The 17,142-nt window shown below is 67.3% G+C and carries 18 protein-coding genes; 9 read left to right on the top strand and 9 right to left on the bottom strand.

What is annotated here, in order from left to right; genetic code table 11:
* Positions 1-29: 29 nt before the first annotated feature.
* From A4249_RS09700 to dxs, 3 genes are all read left to right on the top strand, one after another.
* Positions 30-281 (top strand): exodeoxyribonuclease VII small subunit, encoded by a 252-nt coding sequence (locus tag A4249_RS09700; RefSeq protein WP_017504472.1) that lies wholly within the window; start codon positions 30-32, stop codon positions 279-281.
* 79 nt (positions 282-360) lie between these two features.
* Positions 361-1,236 (top strand): polyprenyl synthetase family protein, encoded by an 876-nt coding sequence (locus A4249_RS09695; protein WP_066555007.1) that lies wholly within the window; start codon positions 361-363, stop codon positions 1,234-1,236.
* A gap of 57 nt (positions 1,237-1,293) precedes the next feature.
* Positions 1,294-3,207: a 1-deoxy-D-xylulose-5-phosphate synthase gene (gene dxs, locus A4249_RS09690; RefSeq protein WP_156494690.1), complete on the top strand. Its 1,914-nt coding sequence runs from the start codon at positions 1,294-1,296 to the stop codon at positions 3,205-3,207.
* Positions 3,208-3,212: 5 nt separating this feature from the next.
* Here the strand turns inward: dxs and A4249_RS09685 are convergent, their stop codons facing one another.
* Positions 3,213-3,944 carry an NYN domain-containing protein gene (locus A4249_RS09685; RefSeq protein ID WP_055754124.1) on the bottom strand — a complete coding sequence of 244 codons (732 nt, stop codon included), beginning with the start codon at positions 3,942-3,944 and terminating at the stop codon, positions 3,213-3,215.
* A 45-nt stretch (positions 3,945-3,989) separates the two neighbouring features.
* Positions 3,990-4,919 carry a transcriptional regulator GcvA gene (gcvA, locus tag A4249_RS09680; protein WP_066552270.1) on the bottom strand — a complete coding sequence of 310 codons (930 nt, stop codon included), beginning with the start codon at positions 4,917-4,919 and terminating at the stop codon, positions 3,990-3,992.
* A 124-nt stretch (positions 4,920-5,043) separates the two neighbouring features.
* Between gcvA and cysG the strand changes: the two genes are divergently transcribed.
* The 5 genes from cysG to A4249_RS09655 are packed head-to-tail and all read left to right on the top strand — an operon-like array spanning position 5,044 to position 10,463.
* On the top strand, positions 5,044-6,426 hold the full coding sequence (gene cysG / locus A4249_RS09675; RefSeq protein ID WP_066552268.1) for a siroheme synthase CysG: 1,383 nt from the start codon (positions 5,044-5,046) through the stop codon (positions 6,424-6,426).
* Positions 6,423-6,698: a DUF2849 domain-containing protein gene (locus A4249_RS09670; RefSeq protein WP_066552266.1), complete on the top strand. Its 276-nt coding sequence runs from the start codon at positions 6,423-6,425 to the stop codon at positions 6,696-6,698. Before cysG ends, A4249_RS09670 begins: the two co-directional genes overlap by 4 nt.
* Positions 6,698-8,365: a nitrite/sulfite reductase gene (locus A4249_RS09665; protein ID WP_066552264.1), complete on the top strand. Its 1,668-nt coding sequence runs from the start codon at positions 6,698-6,700 to the stop codon at positions 8,363-8,365. The genes A4249_RS09670 and A4249_RS09665 overlap by 1 nt, the downstream gene beginning before the upstream one ends.
* A complete protein-coding gene (locus A4249_RS09660) occupies positions 8,352-9,428 on the top strand; it encodes a phosphoadenylyl-sulfate reductase (RefSeq protein ID WP_066552263.1) in 1,077 nt (358 codons plus the stop codon). The genes A4249_RS09665 and A4249_RS09660 overlap by 14 nt, the downstream gene beginning before the upstream one ends.
* Before the next feature lie 36 nt (positions 9,429-9,464).
* Positions 9,465-10,463 carry a cysteine synthase A gene (locus A4249_RS09655; protein WP_066552262.1) on the top strand — a complete coding sequence of 333 codons (999 nt, stop codon included), beginning with the start codon at positions 9,465-9,467 and terminating at the stop codon, positions 10,461-10,463.
* A 10-nt stretch (positions 10,464-10,473) separates the two neighbouring features.
* Here A4249_RS09655 and A4249_RS09650 read toward each other — a convergent pair whose 3' ends face one another.
* The 7 genes from A4249_RS09650 to flgF all read right to left on the bottom strand — a co-directional run bounded on the left by A4249_RS09650 (position 10,474) and on the right by flgF (position 16,289).
* Entirely contained in the window at positions 10,474-12,261 is a 1,788-nt protein-coding gene (locus tag A4249_RS09650) for a DUF885 domain-containing protein (protein ID WP_066552261.1), read from the bottom strand.
* Positions 12,262-12,310: 49 nt separating this feature from the next.
* On the bottom strand, positions 12,311-12,811 hold the full coding sequence (locus A4249_RS09645; RefSeq protein ID WP_066552260.1) for a hypothetical protein: 501 nt from the start codon (positions 12,809-12,811) through the stop codon (positions 12,311-12,313).
* A gap of 11 nt (positions 12,812-12,822) precedes the next feature.
* Complete coding sequence (locus A4249_RS09640; RefSeq protein WP_066552258.1) at positions 12,823-13,251, bottom strand: hypothetical protein; 429 nt, start codon at positions 13,249-13,251, stop codon at positions 12,823-12,825.
* A gap of 140 nt (positions 13,252-13,391) precedes the next feature.
* A complete protein-coding gene (gene flgH, locus A4249_RS09635) occupies positions 13,392-14,114 on the bottom strand; it encodes a flagellar basal body L-ring protein FlgH (protein ID WP_066552254.1) in 723 nt (240 codons plus the stop codon).
* Positions 14,115-14,126: 12 nt separating this feature from the next.
* Positions 14,127-14,735 carry a flagella basal body P-ring formation protein FlgA gene (locus tag A4249_RS09630; RefSeq protein WP_066555005.1) on the bottom strand — a complete coding sequence of 203 codons (609 nt, stop codon included), beginning with the start codon at positions 14,733-14,735 and terminating at the stop codon, positions 14,127-14,129.
* Positions 14,736-14,745: 10 nt separating this feature from the next.
* The gene (gene flgG, locus A4249_RS09625) at positions 14,746-15,534 is read right to left on the bottom strand and encodes a flagellar basal-body rod protein FlgG (RefSeq protein ID WP_066552252.1); all 789 of its coding nucleotides are present in this window, start codon (positions 15,532-15,534) and stop codon (positions 14,746-14,748) included.
* A 14-nt stretch (positions 15,535-15,548) separates the two neighbouring features.
* On the bottom strand, positions 15,549-16,289 hold the full coding sequence (gene flgF / locus A4249_RS09620; RefSeq protein WP_039246954.1) for a flagellar basal-body rod protein FlgF: 741 nt from the start codon (positions 16,287-16,289) through the stop codon (positions 15,549-15,551).
* A gap of 180 nt (positions 16,290-16,469) precedes the next feature.
* Here flgF and A4249_RS09615 point away from each other — a divergent pair, with 180 nt between their 5' ends.
* The gene (locus tag A4249_RS09615) at positions 16,470-17,141 is read left to right on the top strand and encodes a flagellar basal body-associated FliL family protein (RefSeq protein ID WP_066552250.1); all 672 of its coding nucleotides are present in this window, start codon (positions 16,470-16,472) and stop codon (positions 17,139-17,141) included.
* Position 17,142 lies beyond the last annotated feature (1 nt).

Here is a 17,142-nt window from a genome sequence, read left to right as displayed (position 1 = left end):
GCCCCGCGCGCGCCTCTAGGGTCCGCGCCATGACCGACACCGCCGCCGCCATCCCCGCCGATCTCAGCTTCGAAGACGCCCTGAAGCGCCTGGAGACCATCGTGTCTCGCCTGGAATCCGGCCAGGCGCCGCTGGAAGAATCGATCGCGCTTTATGAAGAGGGCGCCAAGCTGAAGGCGCATTGCGAGGCGCGCCTGAAGGCGGCTCAACTGCGTGTGGAAAAGATCGTGGTCGGCCCCGACGGCCAGGCCAAGGGCGTCGAGGCGGCGTCGTTCGAATGATCCCCGCGTCTTCTTTTAGCCTGGTCTGGAGCCGGTTCTCGTGAACCGCGTCATCGCCGCGAACTCGCCGGAACAGGCGGTGATCGATCGCGTGGCCGAGGTCGCCGATCTGGTCACGGTCGCGCTGGATGAACTGCTGCCGCGCGCCGAGGGCCCGGAATCCCGCCTGACCGAGGCGATGCGCTATGCGGCGCTGGGTCCCGGCAAACGCTTGCGGCCGTTCTTCGCGCTGGAGGCCGCACGCCTTTTCGACATCGATGAGCGATCGGTATTGCGCGCCGCCTGCGCGCTGGAATGCGTGCACGCCTACAGCCTGGTTCACGACGACCTGCCGTGCATGGACGACGACGATGTGCGCCGGGGCCGGCCGACCGTTCACCGGGCCTATGATGAGGCGACGGCAGTGCTGGCCGGCGATGCGCTGCAGACGGCCGCCTTTGACATCATCCTGCACGACGACACCCATGAGGATGCGGCCGTGCGCTGTGAACTGGCGGCGCGGCTGTCGCTGGCGTCCGGCGCGCGGGGCATGGCGGGCGGTCAGATGATCGATCTGCTGGGCGTGCGCGATGACCTCGGCGGCGTGGCGCGAATGCAGCGACTGAAGACCGGCGCCCTGTTCGCCTACGCCTTTGAAATCCCGCTGATCATCGCCGACGCCTCGGCCCAACATCGCCACGCTCTGATCAGCTTCGCCCACGATGTCGGCCTGGCCTATCAGATCGTCGACGACCTGCTGGATGCCGAAGGCTCGGCCGAGGAAATGGGCAAGGCGGCCGGGGGCAAGGACGCAGCGCTGGGCAAGACCAACTTCGTCACCCTGTTGGGTCTGGAGGCGGCGCGGCAAAGGGTCGCGCACCTCGCAAATCAGGCCCGGTCGCATCTGGAGCCGTTCGGCGACGAGGCCGAAATCCTCAGGGCCAGCGTGGACTTTGTGCTAAAGCGCCGGTCCTGATACGAAACGTTGAAACGACCTGCGGGTTGATCGACCAGACTTTCCAAGGTTTTACGGCTGATGCCCGACACCCCGCTACTCGACACCGTCAAGACGCCCGCCGACACGCGGGACTTCGATATCGCCCAGTTGAAACAGCTGGCGCAGGAGGTGCGGGCCGAAACGATCGACGCCGTGTCCGTCACCGGCGGCCATCTCGGCGCGGGTCTGGGTGTGGTCGAACTGACTACGGCGCTGCACCATGTGTTCGAGACGCCCAAGGACATCCTGATCTGGGACGTCGGGCATCAGTGCTATCCGCACAAAATCCTGACCGGACGGCGCGACCGCATCCGCACCCTGCGCCAGGGCGGCGGCCTGTCGGGCTTCACCAAGCGCAGCGAGAGTGAATACGATCCGTTCGGCGCCGCCCACGCCTCGACCTCCATCAGCGCCGCCCTGGGCTTCGCCGCCGCGCGCGACCAGAAGGGCGAGAAGAACCGCGTCGTGGCCGTCATCGGCGACGGCTCCATGTCCGCCGGCATGGCCTATGAGGCGATGAACAACGCCGCCGAGGCGACCAGCGGCCAGCTGATGGTCATCCTGAACGACAACGATATGTCGATCGCGCCGCCGGTTGGCGGGATGAGCGCCTATCTGGCCGGCCTGGTGTCGGGCGGCGCCTATCAGAACGTCCGCCGCCTGGGCAAGACGGTGGCCCAGCACCTGCCGCGCCCCTTCCGCAAGGCGGCCAAGAAGGCCGAGGAGTATGCCCGCGGCATGGTCACCGGCGGCACCTTCTTCGAGGAGTTGGGCTTCTATTATGTCGGCCCTATCGACGGCCACGACATGGACAATCTGGTGCCGATCTTGAAGAAGGCGGCCGCCATCGAGGACCGTCCGGTGCTGGTCCACGTCGTGACGCAGAAGGGCAAGGGCTACGCCCCCGCCGAAAGCAGCGCCGACAAACTCCACGCGGTCGTCAAGTTCGACGTAGTCTCAGGCAAGCAGGCCAAGGCCATCTCCAACGCCCCCAGCTACACCAAGGTGTTCGGAACCGAGCTGATCAAACACGCCAAGGTCGATCCGTCGATCGTGGCGATCACGGCGGCCATGCCGTCGGGCACGGGTCTGGACTTGTTCGGTCAGGCCTTCCCCGAGCGGACGTATGACGTCGGCATCGCCGAACAGCACGCGGTGACCTTCGCGGCCGGTTTGGCGGCGGACGGCATGAAGCCGGTCTGCGCGATCTATTCGACCTTCCTTCAGCGCGGCTACGACCAGGTGGTCCACGACGTGGCGATCCAGTCGCTGCCGGTGCGCTTCGCCATGGACAGGGCGGGCCTGGTTGGATCGGACGGCGCCACGCACGCGGGATCGTTCGACATCGGCTTCATGGGCGCGCTGCCTGGCATGGTGCTGATGGCGGCGGCGGATGAGGCCGAACTGGCGGCGATGATTTCGACCTCGCTGGCCATCGACGACCGGCCCAGCGCCTTCCGCTATCCGCGTGGCGACGGCGTGGGCGTGGAGATCCCGGAACTGCCCGCGCCGCTGGAGATCGGCAAGGGTCGGATCGTGCGCGAGGGGACTTCGGTCGCCATCCTGAGCCTGGGCACGCGTCTGCAGGAATCGCTGAAGGCGGCGGACATGCTGGCCGCCAGGGGCGTGTCTGCGACGGTGGCCGACGCCCGCTTCGCCAAGCCGCTGGACGCCGATCTGATCCTGCGTCTGGCGCGCGAGCACGAGGCCCTGATCACGGTCGAGGAGGGCGCCATGGGCGGCTTCGGCGCCTTCGTGCTGCAATTGCTGGCCGAGAAGGGCGCGCTGGACGGCGGGCTCAAGATCCGCACCCTGAACCTGCCCGACGTCTTCCAGGACCAGGATGCGCCCATGGCGATGTACGCCCAGGCCGGCCTGAACGCCGAACACATCACCGCCGCCGCGCTTCAGGCCCTTGGCGTTTCCGCGAGCCAAGCCGTCCGCGCGTAAACGCGTCAGGCGCGGTCGCGAATTCGCATCGCGCCGCGTTCGCCGGTCTCGACCTCGAACCGGCCGGTCGCGCGGATCAGGTCTGACAGCTTGGCGTAGCCATAGGTGCGCTGATCGAAGTCGGGATGGGCGTTTCGCAGCCGATTGCCGATACCACCCACCGCGACCCATCCGTCGCCGTCCTCGTCCATGTCGGCGATGATGGCCGCGATCAGGCGCGCGGCCTCGGACGGCTTGCGCTTGGTCGCCGGCGCTTCGGCGACTGGCGACTTGGCGCCTGCGTCGACCGGAACCGGCGCGATCAGGTTCTCGGTATAGATGAAGCGGGTGCAGGCCTGACGGAAGCTTTCGGGCGTCTTCTGCTCGCCGAAACCATAGACATCGACGCCTTCTTCGCGGATGCGAGCCGCCAGTCGGGTGAAGTCGGCGTCCGACGACACCAGGCAGAAACCGTCGAATCGCCCTGAATGCAGCAGGTCCATCGCATCGATGACCAGGGCGATGTCGCCCGAGTTCTTGCCCTTGGTGTTGGCGAAATTCTGCTGCGGCTGGATGGCGAAACGGGCCAGGACCCGCGTCCAGCCGGCGATCTGCGGGCTGGCGAAGTCGCCGTAGATCCGTCGTGCCGAGGCCTCGCCCAAGGTGGCGATTTCGCTGAACAGCGCCTCTGCGATGCGGGCGGAAGCATTCTCCGCATCGATCAGGACCGCGAGGCGAGGGGCCTTGTCGTCAGCCATGGCGGATGTCCTTTTCCTGCGCCGCCAATCTGCGGTGGAAGAACCCTACAACTGACCCATCGTATTGTCGTGATCCACGGCCTGTTTCTTCAGCCAGCCGACAAAAGCCGTCGCGCTGGGTGAGGGCGGGCGGTCGCGGGGCTGGACGACGTAATAGGCGAAGCCGACGGCTTCTGATCCGTCAGGGAAGGGCGCGACCAGCCGCCCCGACGCCAGGTCCGCCTGGGCCAAGGTGCGTTTGGCCAGGGCTACGCCGCGCCCCGATATGGCGGCCTCGATCAACAGACCTGACTGGTTGAAGCGCGAGCCCCGACGCGGGTCGGGGTGACGGATACCCCGCGCCTTGAGCCACATCGCCCAATCCGGTCGGCTGGGGTCGCCATCATTGGACATGTCATGCAGCAGAGTATGTCCGATCAGGTCGGCCGGTTTGCGGATCGGCTTGTCGCCGTCCATCAGCGATGGGGCGCAGACGGGCAGCACCGTCTCAGTCATTAGCCGATCGACCGTCAGGCCGGGATAGTCGCCGGGACCGTAGCGCACCGCCAGATCGACCTTGCCCTCGCTCAGATCCGCCGGCTCCATGTCGGCCGAGATCCACAGTTCGATCTCGGGATGGGCGGTGTGGAAGTCGTCCATCCGCGGCATCAGCCATTTGGAGGCGAAGCCGGGCGCGACGCTGATCGACACCTGTTTGCGACGCGGCGGTTCGCGCAACAGGGCCGAGGCGTCCGTCAGCCGCTCGAACCCCTCGCGCAGGAGCGGCACGGAGGAACGGCCCAGATCGGTCAGTTGCAGGCCCCGCGCCTCGCGCACGAACAGCGGCCCGCCGACGATGTCTTCCAAGAGGCGGATCTGCTGGCTGACGGCGCCGGGCGTCACCGACAGTTCGTCGGCGGCGCGCGAGAAGTTCAGATGCCGCGCGGCGGCCTCGAAGGCACGCAGGGCGTTGAGCGGGAGCAGGGGACGGGCCATCGCGGATAGAAATCCTATCAGCGAGACAAAGGCAATCTGGTTTGCGGCTCTGGGCGGGGAAGACGAAGGTTCGTGCCCTGCCGTCGTCCCTGTTTCCTCTCCCGACGGCCCTGAAAGCAAGACGATGCGTGTATTCCTCGCCTCCATTCCGCTTGAGGCCGCCAAGATCGTGATCATCGGCGGTGGCGAGCCGGCGCTGGCCAAGCTGCGACTGTTTCTGAACACGCCCGCCGAGGTGGTGTGGTTCGCGCCAGACGGCGCGCCCCCCAAGATCGAGACGCCGTTGACGGCGCCGGAACCGGTGCTGCGTGCGCCAGAGGCTGACGAACTCGCCGGCGGACGGCTGGTGTTCATGGCGCTGGACGATGCGGACGAGCTGACGCGGCTGGGCCATCTCGCACGGGCGGCGGGGGCTCAGGTCAATGTGGTGGACAAGCCGCATCTGAGCGATTTCCAGACCCCGGCCCTGATCGACCGCGACGAGGTCGTGATCGGCGTGGCGACCGGCGGATCGGCGCCCATTCTGGCGCGGGATATCCGCACGGCCATCGAGGGCGTGCTGCCCGCCGGACTGGCGAATGTGGCGCGGCTGGCGCGCGAGTTGCGCGATACGGTCAAGGCCAGCGTGCCGGACTTCATGGCGCGCCGTCGCTTCTGGGAGAAGGCCTTCCGCGGTCCGGCCGCGACGCTGGCGGCGGAAGGTCGGACGGCCGAGGCCCGGCGCGAGATGCTGCGCCTGTTGAACACGGCCGCACCCGAACAGGGTGTGGTTCATATCGTCGGCGCCGGGCCGGGCGATCCCGAACTGCTGACGCTGAAGGCGCTGCGGGTGTTGCAGGACGCCGACGTCATCATCCACGACCGTCTTGTGCCCGAGGCGGTGCTGGAGCGGGCGCGGCGCGACGCCAAGCGTCTGTATGTGGGCAAGGCACGCGGCGAGCACTCGGTGCCGCAGGATCAGATCGAGGCCCTGATGATCGAGGAGGCCCGCGCCGGTCATCGGGTCGTGCGACTGAAGGGCGGCGATCCCTTCGTCTTCGGTCGCGGCGGCGAGGAGCTGGAGACCATGCGGGCGGCCGGTGTGCCGGTCTTCGTGGTGCCCGGTGTGACGGCGGCCCTGGCCTGCGCGGCCTCGGCGGGCATTCCCCTAACCCACCGCGACCACGCTCAAGCGGTGACCTTCGTGACGGCCCAGGCCAAGCCGGGCGGCGTCGAGGCCGACTGGACGCGGTTGGCGGGCCCCAACCACACCCTGGCCATCTATATGGGCACGGACCGAGCCGAGGAGACGGCTGCGCGCCTGATTGCGGCGGGGCGCTCGCCCTCGACACCCGTCGCCATTGTCGAGAACGGCAGCCGCCCGGACGAGCGGGTTCTGACCGGGCATCTGGACGGGTTGGGCGCGATGGTGCGCGGCGCCGATCTGACGGGACCCGCCCTGTTGTTCGTAGGCGAGACGGCCGCCTTCTCCGCTTTCGCCAAGACGCGGACGGAGGCGGCGGCGTGAAGATCGTGACCGCAAACCGCCTTTCGGACGGTCGCGTCATCTATGCAGGCGTCGACAACCAGCCGGTCGAGCACATCGACCAGGCTTCGATGCTGGACGAGACGGCGGCCGAGGTCGTGCTGGCTGATGTCGCCGGGCGGCCGGACGTCTTCGTGAATCCCTATCTGTTCGACGTTCAGGACCGCACGCCGTCAGGCCGCGACCGACTTAAGGAGCGCATCCGCTCGGCCGGGCCGACCGTCGGTCACAGCGTCGTCGGAGGCGTGGGCTGATGTATCGCTATGACGAGTTCGACCATGCCCTGGTGCGTGAACGGGTTGAGGAATTCTCAGACCAGGTGGCGCGGCGCGCATCCGGCGACCTGACCGAGGACGAGTTCAAGCCGCTGCGGCTGATGAACGGGGTCTATCTGCAGCTTCACGCCTATATGCTGCGCGTCGCCATTCCCTATGGCGTGATGAGCAGCCGTCAGATGCGCCGGCTGGCCCATATCGCGCGGACCTACGACAAGGGCTACGGTCACTTCACCACCCGCTGCAACATCCAGTACAATTGGCCGGCCCTGACCGACTTGCCGGCGATCCTGAGCGACCTCGCTGAGGTCGAGATGCACGCCATCCAGACCAGCGGCAACTGCATCCGCAACACCACGACAGACGTCTTCGCCGGCGCCGCCGACGACGAGATCGAGGATCCGCGCCCTTGGTGCGAGATCATCCGCCAGTGGTCGACCATCCACCCGGAGTTCAGCTTCCTGCCGCGCAAGTTCAAGATCGCGGTGATCGGGGCCGAGAAGGATCGGGCGGCCATCCGCACCCACGATGTCGGTCTGCAGATCGTGAAGGGCGAGGACGGCGAAACGGCCTTCCGCGTCTTCGTCGGCGGCGGGCAGGGACGTTTGCCCCATATCGGTCAGGAGATCGCGGCGGCGGTCCCGGCGGCGGACCTTCTGGCCTATCTGACCGCCATCCTGCGGGCCTGGAACCTGCTGGGTCGGCGCGACAACATGCACAAAGCGCGGATCAAGATCCTGGTCGCCTCGCTAGGGATCGAGGCCTTCCGCGAGGAGGTGGACAAACACTACGCCACCCTGCGCCACGAGGATCTGCGCATCCCCGAGGACGAGGCCGCGCGGATCCAGGCCTATTTCGCCCCGCCGCCGTTCGAGGCTCTGTCCAAGGTCAGCGGCCCGTTCGACCGCGCCCTGCTGGCCGATCCGGACTTCGCTCGATTTGCGAGGAACAACGTCCGTCGTCACCGTCAACCGGGTTACGCCTCGGTGGTGGTGTCGTTGAAGCCGGTCGGCGGGGTGCCGGGCGACATCACGGCGGACCAGACGGACGTGGTGGCGGACCTGGCCGAGCGCTATTCGTTCGACGAACTGCGCGCCGCCTATGAGCAGAACCTGGTCCTGCCGCATGTGAAGCTGGACGACGTGCCGACTCTGTGGCGAGCGCTGCGAGAGGCGGGGCTGGCGACGGCCAACGCCGATCTGGCGACCGACGTGATCGCCTGCCCGGGCCTGGACTATTGCAGCCTCGCCAACGCCCGCTCGATCCCGGTGGCCCAGGCCCTGTCGAAGCGGCTGGCGGACATGGACTATCAGGAGAAGCTGGGGCCGGTCCGCATCAATATGAGCGGCTGCATCAACGCCTGCGGCCACCACCACGTCGGCCACATCGGCGTCCTGGGCGTCGATCGCAAGGGCGAGGAATACTATCAGATCACCGTCGGCGGTTCGCCCGACGAGCAGGCGGCGCTGGGCGACATCGTCGGCAAGAGCCTGCCCGCCGACGAGGTCGCGCCCGCCATCCAGCGGACCCTGGACCGCTATCTGCAAATCCGTACGGACGGCGAGCGGTTCATCGACACGGTGCGCCGCGTCGGTCCCGATCCCTTCCGCGACGCCATCTATGAGACGCTCGATGCAACGGCTTGAGGGTATACAGAACGGGCTGCGCCTGTCGGTGACGACCCCGCTAGAAGAGGTCGAGGTCGCCGCCGCGAGCGAAGACACGCTGGTGCTCGAGTTTGACGCCTTCCGCGACGGACGCGGCTTCTCGCTGGCAGCGGTGCTGCGAGAGCGCGGTTACGCCGGGCGGCTGATCGCGGCGGGCAAGGTCCTGCCGGATCAGGCGCGACACCTTCGGCGTTCGGGCTTCGACGCGGTGGAACTGACCGAGGGCGCGGACAAGGCGGCCTGGGACCGGATGGACCGGGCGTTCAGCGGCGCCTATCAGCCGGCGGTCGATCCTGCGCCGACGATCTGGCAGCGTCGGCGTGCGGCGTCGAACGACCGCGACCTGGAATCCTTGGCCGATCGGCTGAACCGCGAGACGGCGGGCAAGGACGCGTCCGAGATCGTGAAGGCGGCGCTGGATCCGTCGCTCGGCCTGCGGGTCGGCGCCATCTCGTCCTTCGGCGCCGAGTCCGCCGCCTTGCTGGACATCATCGCCGGCGAGGACAAGACCGTGCCGGTGGTCTTTCTGGAGACGGGGCAGCATTTCCTCCAGACCCTGTCCTATCGCACCCAACTGACCAAGGCGCTGGGCCTGACCGACGTGCGGCTGGTCACGCCGGATGCGGGCGAGAAGGCGACGCTGGATGCGCGCGACGACCTGTGGAAGACCGACGCCGACGCCTGCTGCGATCTGCGGAAGGTGCGGCCGCTGGCGCGGGCGACCGCCGGGTTCAATGCGCTCATCACCGGACGTAAACGCTACCAATCCGCCACGCGGGCAAAGCTGAAGCCGTTCGAGGTGTTGGACGGAGTGCTGCGGATCAATCCCCTGGCCAACTGGGACGCCGACGACGTGGAGGCGTGGCTGGAGGAGAACGATCTGCCGCGCCATCCGCTGGTTGAGCGGGGCTATGCCTCCATCGGATGCTGGCCCTGCACCCGTGCGGTCCAGGACGGCGAAGACGCCCGCGCCGGACGTTGGTCGGGCATGGACAAGGTCGAGTGCGGCATCCACTTAGGGCAACGTCAGGCCGCCGCCTGATCCGCCCTGTTTCGACCTTCGCCTGAAAGCTCAACCTTGTCCGCTACGTCATCCGTCATCGACCTGATCGGCAATACGCCGTTGGTGCGCCTGAACCGCCTGTCTGACGCGACCGGCTGCGAAATCCTGGGCAAGGCCGAGTTTCTGAATCCCGGTGGCTCGATCAAGGATCGCGCGGCCCTGTCGATCGTGCAGGGCGCGCGGGCGTCCGGCGCGCTGAAACCCGGCGGTACGATCGTCGAGGGCACGGCCGGCAACACCGGAATCGGCCTGGCCCTGGTCGGGGCCGCCTTGGGGCATCCGGTCGTCATCGTCATTCCGCGCACTCAGTCGGAAGAGAAGAAGTCCGCCATCCGTTCGCTGGGTGCGCGCCTGGTCGAGGTGGACGCCGCGCCCTTTTCTAGCCCGAACCATTTCGTCCACTATTCCGGGCGTCTGGCCGCTGAGCTGAACGACAGCGAAGAGGCCGGCGCCATCTGGGCCAATCAGTTCGACAACACCGCCAATCGCGAGGCCCACTACAACACCACCGGCCCCGAAATCTGGACGCAGACCAACGGTCAGGTCGACGCCTTCGTCTCGGCCGTCGGCTCGGGCGGGACTATCGCCGGCGTCGGCGCCTATCTGCGCGAGCAGAAGCCGGATGTGACCATCGCCCTGGCCGATCCAGCGGGCGCGGCCATGTTCAACTGGTTCACCAAGGGCGAGATGACGGGCGAGGGATCGTCGATCACCGAGGGGATCGGCGTGGCCCGCATCACCGGCAACCTGGAGGGCTTCAGGCCCGATTACGCCTATCGGATCGAGGACGCGGAGTTCCTGCCGATCCTGTTCGACCTCGTGAAGCACGAAGGCTTATCGCTGGGCGGATCGGCGGGGGTGAACATCGCCTGCGCGGTGCGGCTGGCGCGCGAGCTTGGGCCAGGTAAGACCATCGTGACCTGCCTGTGCGATCCCGGCTCGCGCTATGCCTCCAAGCTGTTCAACCCGGAATTCCTGCGGTCGAAGGGTTTGCCGGAGCCGGACTGGGCGTAAGCCGCCCAGCCTATTTCGCCTTCTGCTCCGCGATCCAGGCGTCCATCCGCTGGTCCAGCAGCGCCAGCGGAAGCGGGCCCTCGACCAGCAGGGCGTCGTGGAAGGTGCGGACGTTGAACTTCGACCCCAGCTCCCGCTCGGCCCGCGCGCGGATTTCGCGCAGGCGGATTTCGCCGATCTTGTAGGCCGTGGCCTGGCCGGGCCAGCCGATGTAGCGCTGAAGCTCGGTCTCGATGTTGTGGGGCGCGAGGGCCGAGTTGTCGCGGAAACAGGCGCGGGCCTGTTCTTCGGTCCAGCCCATCCAGTGCAGGCCGGTGTCCGCGACCAGTCGGCAGGCGCGCCACATCTCATAGGACAGGCGGCCGAACCTTTCGTAAGGCGTGCGATAGAAGCCCATCTCCTCGCCCAGATATTCGGCATACAGGCCCCAGCCCTCGGTATAGGCGCTGACATTGGCTTGGCGGCGGAAATAGGGTTGGCCGGGCGCCTCCTGCTGCAAGCCGATCTGGAGGTGGTGGCCCGGCACGGCCTCATGCAGGGTCAGGGCGGGCAGTTCGTACAGCGGACGCTGATCCAGCTTGGACGTGTTGACGATGTAATGGGCCGAAACGCCGTTCTGCATCGAACCGCCGTTGTAGCGGCCGGTGGTGTAGTTTTCCTCGATCTGCGGCGGCACGGGCTGCACGTCGTAGGTCAGGCGGGGCAGGGTGGCGAACAGGGGCGGCAAACCACCATCCGCGCGCTTGGCCATCTCCGACGCCTGCTGCAACAGGGCCTCGCGGCTGGTCGCATAGAACTGAGGATCCGTGCGCAGGAAGTTCAGGAAGCCGGCGAAGTCGCCGGTCCAGCCCGACGCCTTCATCTCCACATCCATGCGGGCGCGGATGCGCGCGACCTCGTCCAGACCGATCTGATGGATCTGGTCCGGCGTCAGGTCGGTCGTAGTGTGGCCGCGCACCAGATAGGCGTACAGTTCCTTGCCGCCGGGTCGGTTACCGATGCCCGGCTGGACCGGCGCCTTGGGCAGATAGTCGCTTTCGAGGAATTCCAGCCAAGCCCGGCGCGCGGGAAGGATCGCTTCTGAAACCGCCGCCGTCGCCTCTGCGCTCAGGCGATCCTTATCCGCTTGAGACACGGTCGAGGGCAGGGTCGCCAAGGGCTTCAGCAGCGGCTCGGCGTCCGGCTTGATCGCCACATCGTTTCGCGCCAGCGTCAGGGCGCTTTCTGTCACGGATCGGGCCTGGACCAGGCCGGTGTCCAGGCCGCGCCGGGCATTGGCGGTCGTCTGGGCGTAGATTTGGCCGAAGCCCCGGATACGCTTGATGTAGGCCTCGGCCTCCGCGACCGAGTTCAGTCGCGTGCTGCCGCCGACATAGAGCGCCCAGGTTCCAGGGCCGCCTTCGGAGTCGAACGCCAGGCGGCTGGTGTCGTAATCCAGCCCTTCGAGACTGCGGTTGAGCGTATAGAGCAGGAAGGCGTGGTTGATGCCGCCGCCGTGGGAAAGACTTGCCGGGTCGATGGCCGCCAACCGCCGCACGAACCCTTGCAGCGGCGCGCGCTGGGCCAGTTCGAACTCCCGCGACAGGTCAGGCACCCGCCCCATCGCCTCGACATCGCCCTCTCCGCCTGCCGAGATCGGATCGACCGACTTCAGATAGGTCTCGTAGTCAGCGATGACGGCGTTCAGCGCGGCGTCTGCCGGGGCGGTTGCGACGGCAGCGGGCGGCGTCTGCGCGACGGCCGCAACCGGCGAGCCAGCCGCAAGCATGGCTGCAACAGCCAGATAAGAAATCTTCATGACGCCCCTCCTGTCAGGAGGGGCACGCAAGCCTAGCAGAGCCGATGCGTCAACCGCAGACGGTGAAGAACCGCTCGATCTGCACCTTTGCGGCGGGATGGGCGGCGTAGACGTGACGTTCGCCGTCAGCCCAGGCGGCGATCCAGCCCAGACGTCGGAAGCGCTGGAAGACCGGATCCTTGGTCTTGGCCTGCGCCGTCAGCAGTTCGCCGTCATGCACGACGGCCGGCTCAGATGCGGCGCGATAGCGCTCGGTGTCGCCGCCCGATTCGAGATAAATCTCGCGGCCCGGCTTGTCGCTGGAGGCCGTCAGTTCCAGCGCGCTCGACCCCACCTGACAGGCGAGCCGAAGTTTGACTTCGTCGCTGTTGGCGACGCCGTAGGCCAGCATGGCCTCCTGCCCATCGGTGTTCAGGAACCAGTCGTAACCGGGCGTGGGCGCGGGGGCTGATGCGGTCGCCGCAGAGCCGGCTGGGGGCATTGGGACCTGGGTCGCGCAAGCCGCAAGGGCCGAGACGGCGATCAAGGCTGATATCAAGCGAAGACGCATGCGTGAATTCCTCAGCCGGCGCAGCGATCGGCGAAGCGACGCAGCTTGGCCATGTGCGGACGTTCGACGGTGATCGTGCTGGCGTCGTCGCCGACGGCGATTGTCATCCGGCCGTTCGCGACGAAGGCGGAAAAGGCGGGGTGGTCGACGGGAATCGCCGTCTCCAGCTTGCCGCCACGCCCGATGCGCGCCTCGCTGGTCGCCGTCGACCCGCCTGAGGTGATACGCGCAAATCCGGCGGACGCATCCTCGCCATAGACCGCGACCGAGACCGCGCCCGAACCCGGCAGGCATTGCAGCGTGGCGCGCAGGCTGGCCGTGTCGGGGATGTCGTTGGCCAGCACCATCGGTCCCTCGCCCTCGTACAGGCTCCAGGTCCAGCCTGCGCCGGGCGCAGTCTGTATCGCGGCCGCCATCAGGGCGGAGAGTATCAGCATCATGTGTCAGCCCCCGCCGACGACGCGCAGCGCCGCGTCGCCTTCAATGTCGTCAGACGCGGCTGTGACCGCAAGATCAGACGACCGCATTCACTTTGAACGCGGTTATCCGTCTGCAGTTCAACCCGCAGGGTCGGCTCGCGTCAGAACGGGCTGAAGCGTTCCGCCAGCGCCTGACCCACGGGCGGGGCCTGGACGCGGCTGACGTCGCCACGACCGCCGTAGGAGATGCGCGCCTCGGCGATCTGGGTGTGGTTGATGGCGTTGGCCGATGAGATGTCCTCGGGGCGGACGATGCCGGCGACGGTCAGTTCGCGGACCTCGCGGTTGGTGCGCACTTCCTGCCGACCCTGGATCACCAGATTGCCGTTGGCCAGGACGTCGGTGACGACGGCGGCGATGGTCAGCGACACCTTCTCGGAGCGGGTGACCGAACCATTGCCCGACGACTTCAGATCGCCTTCCATGCCAACCATCTTCGACGGATCGAAGCCACCGGGGAAGGCGCGACCCAGGCTGCTTTCCAGGCCGAACAGATTGCTGACGCCGGCATTGATCTCGTTGGAGCGCGAGCGCTGGGTCGAGTTCTGGGTCTGGGCGCGATCGTCGATGTCGATCTTGACCGTCAGGATGTCGCCAATATGGCGCGCGCGCTGGTCGCCGAAGAAGGTCCGGGCGCCCGTGCGCCACAGGCTGTTGGCGCTGGCCGGCGCGGTCTCGCGCGCGGGCAGATAGGCCTGCTGCGCCGGGATCAGGGCGGCGGGATAGCCGATGGGGGCCAGTTCCGGACCGCGCACCGTTTCAGCGACGGTCGAGCAGGCAGCGAGCGGGGCGAAGGCGGCGAGGATCAGGACGGCTTTACGCATGACTGGGATTCCCTAGCGGGCGGCGAACTGTTGGGGATTGGCGCGGGCCATGTCGGCGCCGGGGCCGGCGATGGCCTGGCCGGGACCGGAGGCGACCGCATCGATGACGCGGTTGGAGGCGGTGTTCATGATGGCGACCGGCTCGCCCAGACCGGCGCTGCGCATGGCCTTGCCCATGACGGCCAGGTTCACGCCGCCGACCTGGTAGGTAACGCGCACCATATCGTTGCGGGCGATGACCTGCGGCGCGGCGCCGGGACGATAGGCGGCGCGGGCGATGGGTTGGGCAGCCTGGACGGCGTCCGTCGGCGCGGCCTCGGCCACGGTCTGAACGGGTCCGGCCGAACGGCGCACGGCGACGCGGCGCAGGCCGTTGGGATTGCTCCAGTCAAGGCCCGCCTGACGCGCCTGGGCCTGAAGCTGACCGGCGTCCAGCACGACAGAAGGACCGACGCGTTCGGCGACGGCGACATTGGCCGCAGCGCCCGCGCCCTCGAAGATGTCGCCCAGGGTGACGCGACCGTCGTCGTCCACGGGGTTGGCGCGCAGCACGACCGGGTTGGCGAGGGCGGCGCCGGCGAAGGCGCTGACGGCGGCGGCGAGCAGCAGGGAACGGATCATGATCACGGCCCTAGCCCTTCACTTGCGAGGCGACGGACAGCATCTGGTCGGCGGTGCTGATGACCTTGGAGTTCATCTCATAGGCGCGCTGGGCCACGATCAGAGCGCTGATCTCCGCCACCGCATCGACGTTCGACGCCTCGGTGTAGGACTGCATGATCTGGCCGTAGCCAGCGTCGCCGGGCGTCCCGACGATCGCCGGCCCGGACGCGGCGGTTTCCAGCAACAGGTTGTCGCCGATGGCTTCCAGTCCGGCTTCATTGAAGAAGCTGGCCAGTTCGATCTGCCCGACCGTGGTCGGGGCGGGCTGTCCGGCCTGGGTCACCTGAACCAGACCGGTCTTGGAGATCGACACCTTGGTCGCGTCCTGCGGGATGGTGATCGCCGGTTCCAGCAGATAGCCGTCGTCCGTCACCATCTGGCCTTCCGGATTGACCTGCAGATTGCCGGCGCGGGTGTAGGCCTTTTCGCCAGAAGGCAGGCTGATCTGGAAATAGCCCTTGCCGTCGATGGCCATGTCATAGGGGTTGCCGGTCATCTGCGGCGTGCCCTGTTCGGTGACGCGGTAGACGGCGCCGGCCTTGACGCCCGCGCCGATCTGGATGCCGGTTGGAACCACGGTGCCGGAGGACGAGGACTGGGCCCCCATGCGTTCGACGTTCTGGTACAGCAGGTCCTGGAACTCGGCGCGCTGCTTCTTGAAGCCCACCGTGTTCATGTTGGCGATGTTGTTGGAGATGACCTCCACGTTCAGCTGCTGGGCGGCCATGCCCGAGGCTGCAGTGCGAAGTGCGCGCATCTTGAGGGGCTCCCTTAAGCGGCCTTGCCGAGGCGCTCGACGGCGCGACGGCTCAGGTCGTTGGTGTTGTCGATCATGCGCGACACGCTCTCGTAGGCGCGGCTGATTTCGACGAGATTGGTGATTTCGATCAACGGATTGACGTTGGACGACTCCAGCGAGCCCTGATGGACCTGGGCGTCGGCGGCCTCGATCGGCTGGGCGTTGGACTTGTTGCGGTAGAGGCTGTCACCGCCCTTTTCGAGCACGCCGAGCGTATCGAAACGCACGACCGACAGCCGGCCGGTGACCTGTCCGTTCTGGGTGATGGTGCCGTCGGCGCCGACGCTGGGCGCGCCGAGCGCAGGGTCCAGCACGATCTCCGCGCCGCCGCCAAGGACGGCCTGACCCTGTTTGGTGGTCAAACGCCCCTCCGGGTCCAGGGTGAAGGCGCCGTCGCGGGTGTAGGCCTCGCCGTTGGCGCCGTCACGCACGGTGAAGAAGGCGCCCTCGCCGGAAATGGCGAAGTCCAGCGAGCGGCCGGTCTGCTGCATCGAACCCTGGCCGAAGTCGCGGCCGACGCCGTTGTCCAGCACGAAGCTGGCCGACGGGCGGATCGAGTCGTTGCGCGCCCGCTGGCCGATCTCGGTTCCGAGCATCAGCTGCTCGACCTTGAAGCCGGTGGTGTTGGCGTTGGCGACGTTGTTGGCCACGATGTCCAGTTCGCGACGCAGCGTCATCTGGCGTGACAGTCCGATATAGGCGGCGTTTTCCACGAGAGGCGTGCTCCTTCGCCTCAGCCTCTCGCAACGACCGTGCCAACAGAGTTAATTCAGGCGGAATGCGGGTTTGAGCAGGATCAGGCCGCTTTCGACCCGGCAAATCCTGCCCATTGTAAACGTCGCGTTAACCAAACCGGACGATCCTCGCGATGAGAGAGTCTCCGGGGCGCGCGCATGTTCAAGTTCGGCAAGAAGAAGGGTGCGCCTGCGGCCGACGCCGACGCCAACCTGCCGGCCGTGACCGAAGGCGAGGCCGCCGACGGTGACGCAGCCGCGCCCAAGAAGAAGAAAATCCCGCTGCTGTTCATCATTGCGCCGGTCGCCTTGCTGGTGCTGGGCGGCGGGGGAGCAGCGGCCTTCTTCATGCTGAAGCCCAAGCCCGCCGAAGCGCACGGCGCCGAGGCTGAAGCCGGCCACGGAGAAGAGAAGGCCGACAAGAAGGCCGAGGGCAAGGAAGAGAAGAAGGAAGGCGGCGGTCACGGCGGCGGCAAGGAAGGCGAGGCCGATCCTGCGCTCGGCGTCATCGCCGCGGGGCCGGATGGCGTCACCTTCTACACCCTGCCCGACATGGTCATGAACATTCAGTCGCCCGACGGCCGTCCGACTTTTCTGAAACTGAAGCTGACGCTGGAGATGCACGACGCCGAGGTGGCGACCCACCTGCAGGAAGAGATGCCGCGTCTGCAGGACATGTTCACCGGGTTCGTGCGCGAACTGCGCCCCGAGGACCTCAGCGGCTCGGCCGGCACCTATCAGCTGCGCGCCGAAATCCTGCGCCGCGTCAATCTGATCGCCGCCCCGGGCAAGGTCGACGCCGTGCTGATCGAAGAAATGCTGGTGCAATAGG

Origin of the sequence: Brevundimonas sp. GW460-12-10-14-LB2, from assembly GCF_001636925.1 — a bacterium.
Classification (GTDB): domain Bacteria; phylum Pseudomonadota; class Alphaproteobacteria; order Caulobacterales; family Caulobacteraceae; genus Brevundimonas; species Brevundimonas vesicularis.
This window is presented reverse-complemented; position numbering and strand designations above follow the sequence as displayed.